We start from the raw sequence: 17,745 nt of genomic DNA, 5'->3' as shown, positions 1-17,745 counted from the left end.
CATCCAACAACCGCGCACCCATACCCACCCACTGCGAACCCTGACCAGGAAAGACGAACACCGTCCGCCCATCCACATCAGCCACACCACGGGCCAGGTCCGTCCCGGGCTCACCGGCACCCAACGCGGCTGTTCCGGCGAGCAGTTGCTCACGCTCGGTGCCGATCACGACCGCCCGGTGCTCGAAGAGCGAGCGCGAGGCGATCAGGGAATGGCCCACATCCGCCGGGCGGGTGCCGGGTTCGGTCTCCAGCAGCTCGACGAGTGCCCTCGCGCCGTCGCGCACGGCGGCCTCGCCCCGGCCGGAGAAGACCCAGGGGACGGTGGTCCCGGTGTGGGCGGCCGGTGCGGGGTCCGGGGCCTCTGTGGGCTCGGGTGCCTGTTCCAGCAGGGCGTGCGCGTTGGTGCCACTGATTCCGAAGGAGGACACCGCGCACCTGCGCGGCCGTCCCGTCTCGGGCCAGTCGACGGATTCGGTGAGCAGGCGTACGGCGCCGGAGTCCCAGTCGACATGCGAGGACGGCTTCTCGGAATGGAGTGTCCGGGGCAGCACGCCGTTGCGCAGTGCCATGACCATCTTGATGACGCCCGCGACGCCGGCGGCGGCCTGGGTGTGCCCGATGTTCGACTTGAGGGAGCCCAGCCACAGCGGACGTCCCTCCTCACGGCCCTGACCGTAGGTGGCCAGCAGGGCCTGCGCCTCGATCGGATCACCCAGCCGCGTGCCCGTACCGTGCGCCTCCACCGCGTCCACGTCACCGCCCGACAGCCCGGCGTTGGCGAGAGCCTGACGCACCACACGCTCCTGCGAGGGACCGTTGGGCGCGGTCAGACCGTTGGACGCACCGTCCTGGTTGATCGCCGACCCACGCACCACGGCCAGCACCCGGTGACCGTTACGGGTGGCGTCCGAGAGACGCTCCGCGACCAGTACGCCTACGCCTTCGCCCCAGCCGGTGCCGTCCGCGTCCTCGGAGAATGCCTTGCAGCGCCCGTCGGGAGCCAGGCCGCCCTGCTTGCTGAACTCGACGAAGACCGAGGGCTCGCTGAGGACCGTGACCCCGCCGATGACCGCGAGCGAGGACTCGCCGCTGCGCAGCGACTGGGCCGCGACGTGCAGTGCCACCAGCGAGGAGGAGCAGGCGGTGTCGACGGTGATCGCCGGGCCCTCGAGGCCGAGCGTGTAGGCGAGGCGTCCCGACAGCACACTGGCGGCGGTGCCGGTCAGCGCGTGACCCTGGAGTTCCGTACCGGCGGCTGCCGAGGGCGCGCCCCAGTGGTAGGCGCCCACGAAGACGCCTGCGTTGCTGCCGCGCAGCGCCGTGGGAGGTATGCCGGACCGCTCCAGCGCCTCCCAGGTCACTTCGAGCAGGAGTCGCTGCTGGGGGTCCATGGCGATGGCTTCGCGCGGGGATATCCCGAAGAATCCGGCATCGAATTCGGGTGCCTCGTAGAGGAATCCGCCTTCGTGTGTGGCGCTGTTCCCCTCACCCGTGCCGGTGAGCCGCTCCACGTCCCATCCGCGGTCCGCGGGGAATCCGGATATGGCGTCCCCGCCGGATTCGACGAGTTCCCAGAGAGCCTCCGGAGAGCGCACTCCACCGGGCAGCCGGCAGCTCATTCCGACAATGGCGATCGGCTCGTTCTCCTTGAGTTCCAGCTCCCCGATTCGCTGGCGCGCGCGCCGGAGATCGGAGGTAACTCGCCTCAAGTAGTCGACTACTTTGTCCTGCTGGTCTTCTGGCACCGGTCCGTCCTCATCATCGGGTCGCGAACGAAAGCAGCGAGTCTTTATGTGGTTTCGAACTCTTCATCAATGATGTCGAGCAGTCTGTCGACCGACACCGTCTCGATGTCCTCGCCGGACCCGCCGGCTGCGGAGGGCGAGGACTGGCGAAGGGCCGAGATGAGTTTCTCCAGGCGGTCGGCGATCGCCTGACGTTCGAAACCATCCGGCGGCACCGTGTGGACGACGGCCTCGAACCGGGCGAGTTCGTCGTCGGCGGAGCTCGACGCGGGCGTGTCCGGTGCGCTGAGCACCGTCGCGAGGTGCCCTGCGATCAGGGCGGGCGTCGGGTAGTTGAAGACGAGCGTGCTGGGCAGCGGCCGTCCGGTGACGACGATGAGCCGGTCGCGGAGCTCGACGCCCGCCAGTGAGTCGAGGCCCATCTCCTTGAAGGCGTGGTGGGCCCCGACGGCGTCCGGGTTGCGGTGGCCGAGCACCTCGGCTGCCTCGGAGCGTACGAGGTCCAGGAGATGACGGTCCCGCTTCGCCGCGGGCATCTCGGCGAGCTGTCCCCGCAGGGTGGCGGCGCCGGCGGCGGCGACCCCCTGTGCGGCAGCCGGTGGCCTGACGGTGCGGAGTTCCGCGGGCTCCGTGCGCACCTCGCCCGGGGTCTCCGCCGGAGCGGGCCGCAGTTCCCCGGCGGTCAGCGGGCGGACGCGCAACATGTCGGCGGTGAGTACCGGGGCGCCGGTGAAGTCGGCTGCCGTCAGCCGCAGTGCGGTGCCGCCGGCGTCCTCGCGGGCGGTGATGCGCAGGCGCAGAGCGGTGGCACCCTGCGCGTGCAGGGACACGCCCCGCCAGAGGTCCGGAATGCCGGTGCGGTCCGTCATGACGGAATGCCGCGCGGCGTCCAGCAGAGCCGGGTGGAGTCCGTACGCCTGCGCGTCGGTCACCTCCGCGGGCAGCGCGACCTCGGCGAAGGTCTCGTCGCCCCGCTTCCACAGCGCCCGCAGCCCCTGGAAGACCGGGCCGTAGTCGAAGCCCCGGTCGGCCAGCCGCTCGTAGTGGTCCTCCAGGTCGACCGGCTCGGCACCCCGCGGCGGCCAGGTGCCCGAACCGGAACCCAGGTCGGCGCAGGTCTCAGGCTGTGTGCCGCCGGGGGTGAGGTAGCCCGTCGCGTGCTCGGTCCAGGGCGCGCCGGCCGCGCCCTCCGCCCTGGAGTGCACGGTGACGAAACGTCGGCCGATACCGTCCCCCGCACTGAGGCGTATCTGCAGTCGCACCGCGCCGTGCCCGGGAAGAACCAGCGGCCGGGTGAGTGCCAGCTCCTCGACCCTGCCGCAGCCCACCTCGTCACCGGCCCGGATCACTGCCTCCAGCAGGGCCGAGCCCGCCAGCGTGGTCCGGCCGGCGACGGTGTGGTGGGACAGCCACGGCTGGGTGCGGACCGAGAGCGTCCCGGTGCACACCAGGCCGTCACCGTCGGCGAGTTCGAGGGTGGTGCCGACCATGGGGTGCCCGGTCGCGACGGTGCCGCCGCCCGCGACGGCGGAAGGCGGGGCCGGCCAGTGGCGTTGGTGCTGGAAGGCGTAGGTGGGCAGATCGACCCGCCGGGCTCCCGTGTCCTCGAAGAAGACACGCCAGTCGACCGGGACGCCTTCGGTGTACAGCAGACCGAGTGCGGCAAGGAACGCGGACTCCTCCGGTCGGTCCTTGCGCAGGGCGGGGACGACGGCCAGAGGCCGGGCGGCCGTGCCGGTGCCTGCACCTGTGCCCATGTCGGTGTCGGTGTCGGTGTCGGTGTCGGCCAGGCTCTCCCTTGCCATCGCTGACAGCACGCTCCCGGGGCCCAGCTCCAGCAGCACGTCCACGTTCTCGTCCCGCAGCGCCCCGATGCCGTCGGCGAACCGCACGCTCTGGCGCACGTGTCGCACCCAGTAGTCGGGGGTGCGCAGTTCGGCGCCGGCGGCACGCCCCGTGAGGTTCGACAGGACGGTCAGTTCCGGCTCGCGGAAGGTGAGGGTCTCCACGACGCGTCGGAAGTCCGCGAGCATCGGCTCCATGAGCGGTGAGTGGAAGGCGTGCGAGACCGGCAGCCGACTGGTGCGGCGGCCCAGGCCTGCGAAGTGGGTGGCGATCTCCAGAGCGGCGCTCTCCTCGCCCGCGACCACGACGGACCGCGGCCCGTTGACCGCGGCGACGGACACCTCGTCCGCGCGGCCGGCGAGCAGGGGGGTCACCTCGGCCTCGGATGCCTCCACCGCGACCATCGCGCCGCCGGCCGGCAGGGCCTGCATGAGCCCGGCGCGTGCGGCGACGAGACGACAGGCGTCGGGCAGTGTGAGAACTCCCGCGACATGAGCCGCCGTGATCTCACCGATCGAGTGGCCGCCCACCACGGCGGGGCGGAGTCCGAACGACTCCACCAGCCGGTACAGGGCCGTCTCCATGGCGAACAGGGCGGGCTGCGTCCAGCCAGTACTGTTCAGCCGGTCGGGGTCCTTGCCCCACATGACGGCACGCAGCGGGCTTTCGAGATGGCTGTCCAGTTCGGCCAGCACGGCATCCAGGGCACGGGCGAAGACGGGGTAACGCCCGCACAGTTCACGGCCCATCCCCAGGCGCTGGCTGCCCTGCCCCGGAAAGAGGACCGCCAGGTTTCCGCCGCCGGCCTCCGTACGGGCGGCCCGGGTCACCCGCTGCTTGTCCGCGAGCAGGACCGCCCGGTGCCGGAGTGCGGCCCGGCCCGTCGCCAGGGAGTAGCCGACGTCGAGTGCATCGGCCGCGGGGGTGCGCTCCACGAAGTCGGTGAGCCGCTCCAGCTGCTCCGTCAGCGCTTCCTCGGTGCCGGCCGAAACCGGCCACGGCACCACAACGGGCACGATGGAGGCCTCGGGTACGGTCGGACCCCGCTCGTCCGCCTGCTCAACGATGACGTGGGCGTTCGTTCCGCTGACGCCGAAGGACGACACACCAGCACGCCTCGGCCGCCCCTCGGAGTGCCACGGCACCTGCTCGGTCAACAGCTCGACGGCGCCTTCGTGCCAGTCCACCTGACTGGTCGGCTCGTCCACGTGCAGGGTTCGGGGCATCAGCCCGTGCCGCATGGCCATGACCGTCTTGATGAGGCCCGCTATCCCCGCTGCCGCCTGGGTGTGCCCGATGTTGGACTTGAGGGAGCCCAGCCGCAGGGGGCGCCCGGGGGCGCGGCCCTGCCCGTACACGGCCTGCAGCGCCTGCGCCTCGATCGGGTCGCCGAGCCTGGTGCCCGTGCCGTGCGCCTCGACCATGTCGATGTCGGTCCCGGTGAGTCCCGCGTCGGCCAGCGCCTGCTGGATCACCCGCTCCTGTGCCGGGCCGCTCGGGGAGGTCAGGCCGTTGGACGCGCCGTCCTGGTTGGTGGCGCTTCCCCTGATGACCGCGAGCACGGCGTGTCCTCGGGCGCGGGCGTCGGAGAGGCGTTCCAGTACGACGATGCCGACGCCCTCGGCCCAGGAGGTGCCGTCCGCCGTGTCGGAGAACGCCTTGCAGCGCCCGTCGGGAGCCAGACCGCCCTGCCGGGAGTAGCCGACCAGCCCCGCGGGGGTGGACATGACCGTGACCCCGCCGACGACTGCCGTCGAGCACTCCTGCGTACGCAGCGAGCGGGCCGCCCAGTGCAGTGCGACCAGTGAGGAGGACGAGGCGGTGTCGACCGTGACCGCCGGGCCTTCGAGGCCGAGGGTGTAGGCGAGCCGTCCGGAGGCGACAGCCGGCGAGAGGCCGGTCACGGCGTGGCCCGCCATGTCCTGCGGGGACCGGTCGGCGACGACCGCGTAGTCCTGTCCGTTGGTGCCGACGAACACGCCGGTACTGCTGCCCTTCAGGCTGTGCGGGTCGATGCCCGCCCGTTCCAACGCCTCCCAGGCGGTTTCGAGGACCAGCCGCTGCTGGGGGTCCGTGGACACCGCCTCGCGGGGCGACATTCCGAAGAACCCGGCGTCGAAGTGGGCCGCCTCGTACAGGAATCCGCCCTCGTGGGGCAGGCTGCGCCCCGGCCCGTCGCCGGCCAGGGCCTCCAGGTCCCAGCCGCGGTCGGCGGGGAAGCCGGAGATCGCGTCGCGGCCGGCCAGTACCAGGTCCCACAGCTCCTCGGGGGAACGCACACCGCCCGGGAAACGGCATGCCATCCCGACGACCACTACCGGGTCCTCGTGGGCTCCGATCGTCATGATGTCGCACGCTCCCTGGGGAAAGTCGGGCTACGGACAGCTCTCCGTGCCGGATCGTATGGCGGCGGGCGCTGTACATTTCCCTAAGGAATTCAGGAGTCTCCGGCAGAAGACTAGGGATTCCCCGGGACGTGGTGTGAGACCAAGTAACTGCCGCGCTTCGACACATGCGGCGCGGCCACCCGGCGACCCGCCGTGTGGGTACCTGTGACGCGGGCCGTTGGGGCCGCCACTTCCGGAGGGTGTTGTCCATGGGCTCGATTCGGCGGCCTGTCCTGTTCGTCAGCTATGCCGAAAGCGGTCTTCTCAACCCACTGCTGGTACTCGCCGAGGAATTGTCCCGTCGCGGCGTGGAGGACCTATGGTTCGCGACCGACGAAAAGGCCCGTTTCGAAATCGGTGCGGCCTCGGTGAAGACACCGGTCGAGTTCGCTTCGCTGGGTGACGTGGTGCCGCAGATGTCGGCCGTCACCTGGGACGACGAGACCTATCGCGAGGTGACCCAGCGCTCGCGTTTCAAAGCGCACCGCGCGGTCATCAAGCACTCCTTCGCACCGGAATCCCGGGTCGAGAAGTACCGGCGTCTCGAAGCCGTCGTCGAAGAGGTACAGCCGGCTCTGATGGTCATCGAGTCCATGTGCCAGTTCGGGTACGAGCTGGCGATCACGAAGGGTATTCCGTTCGTTCTCGGTGTGCCGTTCGTCCCGAGCAACGTACTCACCTCGCACGTGCCGTTCGCCAAGTCGTACACCCCCAGCAGCTTCCCGGTGCCGCACTCCGGGCTGCCGCTGGACATGACGTACGCACAGCGGGCGGAGAACCAGCTGTTCCGGCTGCGTACGCTGGGCATGTTCATGAGCTCCTCGATGCGCAAGGTCGTCGAGAAGGACAACCGGATCCGCGCGGAGCTCGGGATCGCGCCCGAGGCGCGTCAGATGATGGCCAGGATCGACCACGCCGAGATGGTGCTCTGCTACTCGGTGCCCGAGCTGGACTACCCGTTCCCGGTACCGGAGAAGATGCGACTGGTCGGTGCCATGGTGCCGCCCCTTCCGCAGGCTCCGGACGACGGCGGGCTGTCCGGGTGGCTCGATGCCCAGAAGTCCGTGGTCTACATGGGGTTCGGCACGATCACCCGGCTGACCCGCGAGCAGGTCGGCGCACTGGTGGAGGTCACCCGTCGGCTGGAGGGGAAGCACTCGGTCCTGTGGAAGCTCCCGGTGGAGCAGCAGGAACTGCTGCCCCCGCCGGAGGAGTTGCCGGACAACCTGCGGATCGAGGCGTGGGTCCCCTCCCAGCTCGACGTGCTGGCGCATTCCAAGGTCGACGTGTTCTTCACCCACGCGGGCGGCAACGGCTACCACGAGGGTCTCTACTTCGGGAAGCCGCTGGTGGTGCGCCCGCTCTGGGTCGACTGCGACGACCAGGCCGTCCGCGGTCAGGACTTCGGCGTCAGTCTGACGCTCGACCGTCCGGAGACCGTCGACCCCGACGACGTCTTCGACAAGCTGACCCGGGTGCTGGGCAACAGCGCGTTCCGCAAGCGCGCGGAGTACTTCTCGTCGCTGCTCCGGATCGCGGGCGGCCGGGACACGGCAGCGGATCTGCTCCTCGGCCTGCCGGCCCTCACCGAGGGGGAGCCGGCCCCCTCCCCCGCTTCCACGCCTTCGTCCGCCCCCGCTTCCGCCAACGACTGATCGAGGCATCGCATGTCATTCACACAGCCTGTGTCCAAGCCCTGGCTCGGCGGGCGTGAGCTCGAATACGTGACGGACGCCGTCAGCGGCGGCTGGATCTCCTCCCAGGGACCGTACGTCCGCAAGTTCGAGGAGGAGTTCGCCAACTACAACAAGTCGGCGCACGGAGTCGCGTGTTCGTCCGGCACGACGGCGCTCACCCTGGCGCTGCGGGCGCTCGGTGTCGGCCCCGGGGACGAGGTGATCGTTCCCGAGTTCACGATGATCGCCTCGGCGTGGGCGGTCACCTACACGGGCGCCACCCCCGTCTTCGTGGACTGCGGGGACGATCTCAACATCGACGTCTCACTGATCGAGGAGAAGATCACCTCGCGCACCAAGGTGATCATGCCGGTGCACATCTACGGGCGCCGCTGCGACATGGACCCGATCATGGATCTGGCCCGCGAGTACAACCTGCGCGTCGTGGAGGACTCCGCCGAGGCGCACGGGGTGCGTCCGGTGGCCGACATCGCCTGCTTCTCGCTCTTCGCCAACAAGATCATCACTGCTGGTGAGGGGGGCATCTGTCTGACGGACGACCCGTACCTGGCGGATCAGATGGCTCACCTCCGGGCCATGGCCTTCACCAAGGACCACAGCTTCCTGCACAAGAAGCTCGCCTACAACTTCCGCATGACCAGCATGCAGGCGGCCGTCGCGCTGGGGCAGACCGAGCAGCTCGACGCCATCCTGGAGAAGCGCCGGGACATCGAGCGTCGTTACGACGAGGGGCTGAGCGGCATCGACGGCATCACGCTGATGCCGCCGCGGGACGTGCTGTGGATGTACGACCTGCGGGCCGAACGCCGCACCGAGCTGATGGAGTTCCTCGCCGACGAGGGCATCGAGACGCGGCTCTTCTTCAAGCCCATGAGCCGGCAGCCCGGCTACCTCGACCCCCGGTGGCCCGAGCTGAACGCCAGCCGGTTCAGCGAGGACGGTCTCTACCTCCCGACCCATACCGGACTCACCGAGGAGGACCAGGAGATCGTGACCGGCAAGATCCGCAAGTTCTACGGCGCCTGAGCCGAGTCCTATCCCCAGGGGAACTGAGAAGATGACAACTGTCGACAGGTGCCCGGTCGCCTTCCCGTTGAGGCGGCCCGGCCAGTCCTTTCCGCCTCCGGAATACCAGGACTTCCGCCGGAGCGACGGCCTGGTGAGCACCACGCTGCCCTCCGGAGTGCCCGTATGGCTGGTGACACGGCACGAGGACGTGCGCAAGGTGCTCACCGACCCGCGGATCAGCTCCAACCCCTCGCACCCCGGTTTCCCCAGGGCCGCGAAGACGGGCGGTGTGCCGTCCCAGGACGAGGTGCCCGGCTGGTTCGTGGCCCTGGACCCGCCGGAGCACGGGCGGTTCCGGAAGACGCTGATTCCCGAGTTCACCGTCCGCAAGGTCCGGGACATGCGGCCGGCCGTCCAGTCCATCGTGGACGAACGTATCGACGCGATGCTCGCTGCGGGCAACACCGCCGACCTGATCGCGGACTTCGCACTCTCCGTGCCGTCCCTGGTGATCTCCAGTCTGCTGGGGGTGCCCAACGCGGACCGGGACTTCTTCGAGACGAAGACCCGGGTGCTGGTGACCCTCACGTCCACGGACGAGCAGCGGCAGGCCGCGTCGAAGGCACTGCTGCGCTATCTCAACCGGCTGATCACCATCAAACAGAAGCGGCCGGGCGATGACCTGATCAGCCAGCTTCTGGCCGAGGGGACGCTCAGCAAGCAGGAACTGTCCGGTGTGTCGATGCTGCTGCTGATCGCCGGGCACGAGACGACGGCGAACAACATCGGGCTCGGGGTGGTCACCCTGCTGTCCCATCCGCAGTGGATCGGCGACGAGCGGGCGGTCGAGGAACTGCTGCGCTACTACTCGGTCGCCGACCTGGTGGCGTTCCGGGTGGCCGTCGAGGACGTGGAGATCGGCGGTCAGCTGATCAAGGCGGGCGAGGGCATCATTCCGCTGGTCGCCGCCGCGAACCACGACGGGACGGTCTTCGAGCGCCCCGACGAGTTCGACCCCGGCAGGTCGGCCCGGTCGCACGTGGCGTTCGGCTACGGAGTGCATCAGTGCCTCGGCCAGAACCTGGTCAGGGTCGAGATGGACATCGCCTACCGGACGCTGTTCGAGCGGATACCGACGCTGGAACTGGCGGTACCGGTCGAGGAACTGCCACTCAAGTACGACGGCGTGCTGTACGGACTGCACGCCCTGCCCGTCCGCTGGTAGCGGACACCCCACGGCCCGGGCGGGGCACCGCCGCGGGCGAATCGACGGAGGAATGATGCTGCGCATCAGCGTGGACACCGACCGCTGTGTGGGGGCCGGACAGTGCGTGCTGTCGGCTCCCGAGGTCTTCGACCAGGACGATCTCGGCATCGTCCAGGTGCTGAAGGAGACCGGGGACGAGACGGCCCTGGACGAAGCACGTCAGGCGGGGCTCGTCTGCCCGTCCCAGGCGATCACGGTCAGCGACAGCTGAACGGCACCATACGAAGAAGGGCTCTGCCCCCCACCGGATCGGTCGGGGGGCAGAGCCCTCTCTGCTTGTGCCTTCTACCAGGTGACGGGCACTTCGGTGAGTCCGGCCGACAACTGACCGCCCAGCACCTGCAGTTCCTCGATCGGGGTGGCGAGGCGCAGCGCGGGAAGCCGGGTGAAGAGCAGCGTGTAGGCCGTCTGAAGCTGCATACGGGCGAGCGGGGCCCCGATGCAGTGCCACATGCCGTGCCCGAACGTCAGATGGGTGTTCGGCGAGCGGGTGATGTCGAAGACCTCGGGGTCGTCGAAGACCTGGGTGTCGAAGTTGGAGAGGGTGAAGTCGAGCAGCACCAGATCCCCGAAGCGGATGGTGACACCGCCGATCTCCACGTCCTCGGTGGCGTAGCGCGGCAGGACGGACCCGCCTGCCTTCGCGGACCGCAGGATCTCCTCCACGGCGCCGGCCATCAGTTTGCGGTCCCCGAGTGCTGCCGCGCGCTGCTCCGGGTAGAGGCCGAAGAGGATCACACCGAGGTCGATATGGCTGGCCACCGCTTCGAGTCCGGCGAACAGCACGCCCGCCGCGATGGGTCCGATACGCGCGTCCGACGGCTCCTTCGCGGCGAGCCGTGAGATGACGTCGTCGCCGGGCTCGGCGCGCTTGCGGCCGGCCAGCTCCACGAGATAGCCGAAGAGGTCCTGTTGTCCGTCCTGGACGGTGTCCGGGTCGTCCAGACCACCCATCCGGGACAACAGGGTGACGAGCAGGCCGCGGTCCTCGGGCGGAACGCCGATGAGTTCGCCGAGCACGGCCAGCGAGAACGGCAGGGAGAACCCGCCGTGCAGATCCCCGGGCGCCCCCTGGGCGACGAAGCCCTCCAGCACCGCCTCGGCGAGCGCCTCCACCTTCGGCATCATGTTGAGGACGCGCCGGGCCGAGAAGTTCGGGGTGAGCATGGCCCGGGTCTCGGTGTGCAGTTTCCGTGCCAGGTCGGCGTCGTCGCTGACCAGCATGTCCAGGAAGGGGTTCTGGACGTAGCGCGGCGCGTTGGCCGGGTCGGGGTGTGCGCGGGCCAGCCGGTCGTCGCGGAGCAGCTCCTTCAGCTCGGCGTGCCGGGTCACCAGCCACCCCTCGTCACCGGCGGGGGTGCGGACCTTGCAGACGGGGCTGCGGGTCTGGAGTTCGCGCAGCAGCGGGCTCAGCCGCAGCACGGTCGGCGGCACCCCCTTGAGCGACGGCAGCTCTTGGGACGTGGTCATGGCGTGGTTCTCCTCTGGACGGTGGTGCGTGCCTGCTGTCGTTGCCCCGCGGGCCTGCGGGGGATGCGGCTGCCGGGGCGGGGCGGCTGCCTGACCGCCCCGGCATGGGTGGTGCGGCGCTCACGCCTCGGCGGCGGGGAGGCCGGCGAGCCACTCCTCGATCGTCCGCGCGGTCAGTGCGGAGTGCTCCTTGGCGAGCGAGAGGTGGTTGGCCTCGATCTCCCGGATGTCGTCGGCGGGGACCCCCGCCGTGTCGAACAGGAAACCGTCCAGTGACTCCATGCACCGGACGAGCATCGTCGGCGCGGTGGTGGGCACCGTCTCGATGTCGGTCATGGCCATGAACCAGTGGGCCATCGCGGAGAGCCGGGCGCTGTTCAGCGTGACCGACGGCGAGTCGATGTCGGCCAGGTAGTACCGGGTGGTCCGGTCCAGGTCCTTGCCCTCGCCCGGCTGGTAGCGGATGGACGCGGTGTCCAGGAGGATCACCGCCTCGGGCTTGATGCCCCAGGTCTCCTCCAGCACGCCTGCGGCGAGGTAGGCCAGCGAGCCGCCGGTGGAGTGACCCACCAGGACGAAGGGTTCGCCGTCGCTGGCGTGCAGGGCGCTCTCGGCCACGATCCGGGCCGCCGCCTCGCTGGTGGCGGGCAGCAGTTCGCCGGGGGCGAAGCCCATGAGCGGGAGAGCGGAGACCTGGCGTCGGCCGCGGAAGTGGGCCGCGATTCGCGCGTACTGGTGGACGCCGCCGGTGGCCCCCGGAGCGCTGACGAAGATCAGCCGGGGGTCGGCCGGGCCGTCCGCGAGGACGACGGGCTGCGAAAGCTCCTCCAGGTCGGCGGGGGTCTCGAAGGTCGGCCGGGTGTTGGCGACCGCCTTCAGCATGCGCATGCCCTCGACCATCTTCCCGGCCTGGACCGCCGCGTAGAACAGCCCTTCCAGCGTCTCCTGGGCGTGCCCGGTGCGGCTCGTGTGCGCCTCGGCGGAGGAGACGGCGCCGACGGGACCGGCGGCGAGCTGCCCGGCCAGTTCGCCGTGGAGCATGCGGGCGAGCTTCACGGGCGTCGCGTGGTCGAAGACGACGGAGCTGGGCAGCCGAAGCCCTAGGGCTTCGCCCAGTTGGTTGCGCAGTCCTACGGAGACCAGCGAGTCGAACCCGAGCTCCAGGAAGCCTCGCTCCGGATCGACGGCGCTGGGGTCGGGGTGGCCCAGGAGCGCTGCGGAGTAGCCCACCACCAGCTCGGTGAGCAGGCTCTCCTGCTCGGCCGCGCCGAGGTGGCGCAGCCGTTCCCGCAGCGTGACGGGGGAACGCTCCGCGGCGGCGGCGGACCTGCGGGCACGCGGCACGAGTTCCCGCCAGAGCGCCGGCAGTGCCTGCTGTTCCCTGAGCCCGGCGACGTTGACGCGGGCCGGGACCACGGTGGCCGGGTTGCGCACCAGCGCGGCGTCGAAGAGCGCGTGGCCCTCGTCCAGGGCGAGGGAGGGAAGACCGCCCCGCGCCATCCGCTCCAGGTCGGCGGCGCTCACATGGCTGGTCATGCCGCTGCCCCGGCCCCACGGGCCCCAGGCCAGGGAGACCGCGGGCCGGCCCTGGTCCCGCCGGAACCGGGCGAGCGCGTCCAGATAGGCGTTGGCAGCGGCGTAGTTGCCCTGTCCGGGGCTGCCGAGCACTCCGGAGATCGAGGAGTACAGCACGAACGCGGCCAGATCGAGGCCCTCGGTCGCCTCGTGCAGGTTCCAGGCGGCGTCCACCTTCGGCCGCAGGACGCGCTCCAGCAGTTCCGGCGTCAGCGAGCCGGTCATCGCGTCGCCGAGCACACCCGCGGTGTGGACGACCGCGGTCAGCGGGTGCGCTTCGGGCACGCCGGCCAGCAGACCGGCCACCGCGTCCCGGTCGGCCAGATCGCAGGAGACGACGGTGGCCTCCGCGCCCAGGTCGGAGAGGGAGGCGATCAGTTCGTCGGCTCCGGGTGCTCCGGGGCCGCTGCGGCTGGCCAGCAGGAGGTGTCGCACGCCGTGTCCGACGACGAGGTGGCGGGCGAGCCGACTGCCGAGTCCGCCGGTTCCACCGGTGATCAGCACGGTGCCTTCCGGGTCCCAGGCGCGCGCCCCGGCAGGCGAGGCCTCTCCGGTGTCGGGAAGCCGGATGAGCCGGCCCGCCCTGACGGTGTGCGCCCGGACGACCAGTTGCTGTTCGTCGAGGGAGAGCAGACCCGGCAGCACGCCGGCGGAGAGGAACGTGTCGTCCATGTCGACGAGCAGGAAGCTGCCGGGGTTCTCCGTCTGCGCCGAGCGTACGAGACCCCACACGGCGGCGGCCGCCGGGTCGCGTATCTCCTCGCCGGCGGCGGCCACCGCGCCCCGGGTGACGAAGACCAGACGTGAACCGGCGAGTGCGGGCTCGTTCAGCCACTCCTGGAGGAGGCCCAGTACCTGGGTGGTGAGGGCGCGCACGGACTCCGGGCCGGGCAGCGCGGGGTCGCCCACCACCGGTACGAGGAAGACGTCGGGCGCGACACCGCTGTCACCGACCGCACCGGCCAGCGACTCGGCATAGGCGCTGACGGTCTCGTCGGCACGGTGCATCGCGTAGCCGAGGTCGAGTTCGTCGGCGCCGACGACCGCCCAGCGGGTGCCGGTGGGCGCTGTCGCGGCGGCGACGGGCACCCAGTCGAGCGCGAGGAAGGAGCCGCTCCCGGCGGCGCCCGTCGTGGTCGCGGCCGGGGCCTGCCGGCCGGTGTGCGGGCCCAGGACCAGTGAGTCGACGGTGAGTACCGGGGCGCCCGTCGTGTCGACGGCGCACAGCGCCACCTCGCGGGCGCCCGTGACGGTGATCCGGACGCGCAGGGCGCGGGACTCGCCGGCGTGGAGGGTCAGCCCGTTCCAGGCCACCGGGGTGAGGACAGCGCTTTCGGCGTCCAGGGCGCCCGCCACACGGGCCGCGGCGTCCAGCAGCGCGGGGTGGATCCCGTAGGCGTCGGCGTCCTCGGCCCCGGCGGGCAGCTCCACGTCCGCGTAGATCTCGCCTTCGCAGCTCCAGGCGGCGGTGAGTCCCCGGAACGCGGGCCCGTAGGACACTCCGGCGGCTTCGAGCCGCTCGTACAGCGCGTCCAGGCCGATGGGCCCGGCGGCCCTCGGGGGCCAGACCGAGGTGTCGAAACCGGCGGCGTCGCGGGCGGGGTCGCCCGGAGCCAGGGTGCCGCGGGCGTGCGCCGTCCAAGGCCCGGTATCGCTGTCGGCGGGGCGGGAGTGGACGGTCAGCGCCCGACGGCCCACCTCGTCGGTGGCCCCGACCCGGACCTGGAGTACGAGCCCGTCGCGTTCGGCGAGCACGAGCGGCGCGAGCAGGGTGAGTTCCTCCACCCGGTCCGCTCCCGTCCGGTCGCCGGCCAGGACGGCCAGCTCCACCAGGGCGGTGCCGGGCACCACGATGCGGCCGTCGGCCCGGTGGTCGGCGAGCCACGGGTGCGACTGTGCGGACAGCCTTCCGGTCAGGACCGTCTCGTCGGACTCCGCGACGGTGACCGCGGCACCGAGCAGTGGATGTCCGGCAGCGGTCAGGCCGAGACCGGAGGCGTCGGCGGGGACGGCCGCCCGGACGGTGGGCCAGTAGCGGCGGCGCTGGAAGGGGTAGGTGGGCAGGTCCACCCGGCGTGCACCGGTGCCGGCGAACAGTTCCGCCCAGTCGACCGCGATCCCGCGCGTGTACAGCCCGGCGAGTGCGGTGGCGGCGGAGGCCTCCTCCGGGTGCTTGCTCCTCAGCAGAGGGAGCGCGGCGACCGCCGGGTCCTGCACCGACTCCGGTACGAGGGCGGAGAGCACCGCGTCCGGGCCGAGCTCCAGGAAGGTGCGTACACCGCGTTCGGCAAGTGCCCGCACTCCGTCACCGAAGCGCACGGACCGGCGGACGTGGCGAACCCAGTAGTCCGGGTCGGCGAGCTCCCCGGGAGCGGCCACCTCTCCGGTGAGGTTGGAGACCACGGGCACCGAGGCCTCACCGAACGTCAGCGATGCGGCCACCTCCCGGAAGGCGTCGAGCATGGGTTCCATCAGCGGCGAGTGGAACGCGTGGCTGACCGGCAGCCGGGTGGTCTTGCGGCCCTCGGCGGCGAGCCGGTCCGCCAGGGCGAGTACCGCGCTCTCGGCGCCGGAGACGACGAGAGCGTCGGGCCCGTTGACCGCGGCGATCGACACACCGTCGGTGAGCAGCGGTGCGACCTCGTCCTCGGTGGCCCTGACGGCGGCCATCGCGCCGCCGGCCGGGAGGTCCCTCATCAGCCGGGCCCGCGCGGCGACCAGCCGGCAGGCGTCCTCCAGCGAGAGCACTCCCGCCGCGTGGGCGGCGGTGATCTCGCCGACCGAGTGACCGGCGAGGAAGTCCGGTTTGACACCCCAGGAGCGGATCAGCCGGTACAGCGCCGTCTCCACGGCGAACAGGGCGGGCTGGGTGAAGCCCGTGTCGTTGAGTGCGTCGGGGTCCTCCCCCCACATGACCTCGCGCAGTGGACGCTCCAACTCGGCGTCGAGCAGGGTCAGTACGGAGTCGAGGGCATCGGCGAAAACCGGGAAGCGCGCGTACAGCTCCCGGCCCGCGCCGAGGCGTTGGGAGCCCTGGCCCGAGAACAGCACAGCGAGTCCGCCCCTGGCGGACTTTCCGCGTGCGGCCTCGACGAGCCGGCCGTCCTCTCCCACCAGGAGCACCGCGCGGTGCTCGAAGGCGGAGCGCGTCGTGGCGAGCGAGAGGCCCACGTCCAGCGGGCGGCGGTCCGGCTCGGCCGCCAGGGCGCGTACGGCGTCCAGTTGTGCGTCGAGGGCGGCCTCGCTACGGCCCGACACGGGCCAGGGGACGGACCGGGGCACGGCCGCCGGTGTGACCGCCGGAGCCGGGGCGGCCTCGTCGGCCTCCGCTGCCTCGTCGACGGGTGGCGCCTGCTCGATGATCACGTGCGCGTTGGTCCCGCTGATACCGAACGAGGAGACGCCCGCTCGCCGCACCCGGTCCCCGGCCGGCCACGCCACCTCCTCGGTCAGCAGCCGTACGTCACCGGCCGACCAGTCCACGTGTGAGGACGGCACATCCACGTTCAGTGTCCTGGGCAGCACCCCCGCGCCGAGCGCGAGGACCATCTTCATGACGCCCGCGACTCCCGCCGCCGCCTGGGTGTGCCCGATGTTGGACTTGACGGCGCCGAGCCACAGCGGTCGGTCCGGTGCGCGGTCCTGCCCGTAGGAGGCCAGCAGGGCACCCGCCTCGATGGGGTCGCCCAGGGTGGTGCCGGTGCCGTGCGCCTCGACGGCGTCCACATCGGCCGGGGAGAGGCCGGCCCCTGCCAGGGCCTGGCGGATCACCCGCTGCTGGGAGGGGCCGTTGGGTGCGCTCAGGCCGTTGGAGGCACCGTCCTGGTTGACGGCGCTGCCGCGCAGCACGGCGAGGACGGGGTGTCCGTTGCGCCGGGCGTCGGACAGCCGTTCCACGACGATCATGCCGACGCCCTCGGACCAGGCGGTGCCGTCGGCCGAGTCGGAGAACGCCTTGCAGCGCCCGTCGGCGGCGAGCCCGCCCTGGACGCTGAATCCGGCGAAGCTGGAGGAGGTCGCCATCACGGTCACACCACCGGCCAGAGCCAGCGAGCATTCGCCGTTGCGGACGGCCTGCGCGGCGAGGTGGAGGGTCACCAGCGACGACGAGCACGCGGTGTCGAGGGTGACCGCCGGCCCCTCCAGCCCCAGTACGAAGGACAGCCGGCCCGACAGGACGCTCGCCGCGAGTCCGTTGCCCGCGTAGCCGCCCATGTCGTCGCCCGAGGCGAGCACCAGGTGGGCGTAGTCCTGGGAGTTGGTCCCGACGAAGACGCCGGTCCTGCTGCCCCGCAGTGTCCCGGGGTCGATGCCGGAACGTTCGACGGCCTCCCAGGACACCTCCAGCAGCAGCCGCTGCTGGGGATCCATGGCAAGGGCCTCACGAGGCGAGATGTCGAAGAAGGCGGGATCGAAGTCCGGTGCCTCGTGGACGAAACCGCCCTGCTGGGTGGCGCTGCGTCCCGCCCCGTCACCGGCAAGGGTCTCCAGGTCCCAGCTACGGTCCTCGGGGAATCCGGAGATCGCGCTCCGGCCCGATGAGAGCAGCTCCCAGAAGTCCTCCGGGGAGCGGACCCCGCCGGGGAGGCGGCATCCCATACCGACGATCGCCACGGGTTCGTGGCGACCCGATTCGGCCTCTTCGAGCCGCTTGCGGGTCTGGTGCAGGTCGGTGGTGACCCACTTCAGGTATTCGACGAGTTTCTCTTGGTCCGGCATCGTCCGTGAACCTTCCTCAGATGTATCGCG

6 protein-coding genes and 2 pseudogenes are annotated in these 17,745 nt (G+C 71.1%); 4 read left to right on the top strand and 4 right to left on the bottom strand.

The genetic code is table 11. From position 1 onward, the window contains the following. Together ACFVJX_RS29375 and ACFVJX_RS29370 are read right to left on the bottom strand one after the other, a co-directional pair. Nucleotides 1–1,747: type I polyketide synthase (locus ACFVJX_RS29375; protein ID WP_384135824.1), on the bottom strand; the 1,747-nt coding region annotated here is incomplete at its 3' end. 44 nt (nucleotides 1,748–1,791) lie between these two features. Next, a pseudogene (locus tag ACFVJX_RS29370) lies at nucleotides 1,792–5,937 on the bottom strand (type I polyketide synthase); the annotation flags it as partial. Between the two features lie 251 nt (nucleotides 5,938–6,188). Between ACFVJX_RS29370 and ACFVJX_RS29365 the strand changes: the two are divergent. Genes ACFVJX_RS29365 through ACFVJX_RS29350 form a run of 4 tightly spaced genes read left to right on the top strand, consistent with a single transcriptional unit; the run spans nucleotide 6,189 to nucleotide 10,162 of the window. Next, a complete protein-coding gene (locus tag ACFVJX_RS29365) occupies nucleotides 6,189–7,634 on the top strand; it encodes a glycosyltransferase (protein ID WP_384135826.1) in 1,446 nt (481 codons plus the stop codon). Nucleotides 7,635–7,646: 12 nt separating this feature from the next. After that, nucleotides 7,647–8,702 (top strand): DegT/DnrJ/EryC1/StrS family aminotransferase, encoded by a 1,056-nt coding sequence (locus ACFVJX_RS29360; protein WP_384135828.1) that lies wholly within the window; start codon nucleotides 7,647–7,649, stop codon nucleotides 8,700–8,702. Nucleotides 8,703–8,733: 31 nt separating this feature from the next. Continuing rightward, a complete protein-coding gene (locus tag ACFVJX_RS29355) occupies nucleotides 8,734–9,909 on the top strand; it encodes a cytochrome P450 (protein WP_384135830.1) in 1,176 nt (391 codons plus the stop codon). A 58-nt stretch (nucleotides 9,910–9,967) separates the two neighbouring features. After that, nucleotides 9,968–10,162 carry a ferredoxin gene (locus ACFVJX_RS29350; protein ID WP_384135839.1) on the top strand — a complete coding sequence of 65 codons (195 nt, stop codon included), beginning with the start codon at nucleotides 9,968–9,970 and terminating at the stop codon, nucleotides 10,160–10,162. A 74-nt stretch (nucleotides 10,163–10,236) separates the two neighbouring features. Here the strand turns inward: ACFVJX_RS29350 and ACFVJX_RS29345 are convergent, their stop codons facing one another. Together ACFVJX_RS29345 and ACFVJX_RS29340 are read right to left on the bottom strand one after the other, a co-directional pair. Beyond that, on the bottom strand, nucleotides 10,237–11,421 hold the full coding sequence (locus tag ACFVJX_RS29345; protein ID WP_384135832.1) for a cytochrome P450: 1,185 nt from the start codon (nucleotides 11,419–11,421) through the stop codon (nucleotides 10,237–10,239). A 120-nt stretch (nucleotides 11,422–11,541) separates the two neighbouring features. Beyond that, nucleotides 11,542–17,712 (bottom strand): annotated as a pseudogene (locus ACFVJX_RS29340) (type I polyketide synthase); the annotation flags it as partial. Nucleotides 17,713–17,745 lie beyond the last annotated feature (33 nt).

The sequence above is a fragment of the Streptomyces sp. NPDC127177 genome (genome assembly GCF_042672475.1).
In the GTDB taxonomy this organism is placed as follows: Bacteria; Actinomycetota; Actinomycetes; order Streptomycetales; family Streptomycetaceae; genus Streptomyces.
This window is presented reverse-complemented; position numbering and strand designations above follow the sequence as displayed.

Coding starts and splice junctions, on each gene's coding strand:
- ACFVJX_RS29365 (WP_384135826.1), top strand. CDS start 6,189: ATGGGCTCGATTCGGCGGCCTGTCCTGTTCGTCAGCTATGCCGAAAGC.
- ACFVJX_RS29360 (WP_384135828.1), top strand. CDS start 7,647: ATGTCATTCACACAGCCTGTGTCCAAGCCCTGGCTCGGCGGGCGTGAG.
- ACFVJX_RS29345 (WP_384135832.1), bottom strand. CDS start 11,421: ATGACCACGTCCCAAGAGCTGCCGTCGCTCAAGGGGGTGCCGCCGACC.
- ACFVJX_RS29355 (WP_384135830.1), top strand. CDS start 8,734: ATGACAACTGTCGACAGGTGCCCGGTCGCCTTCCCGTTGAGGCGGCCC.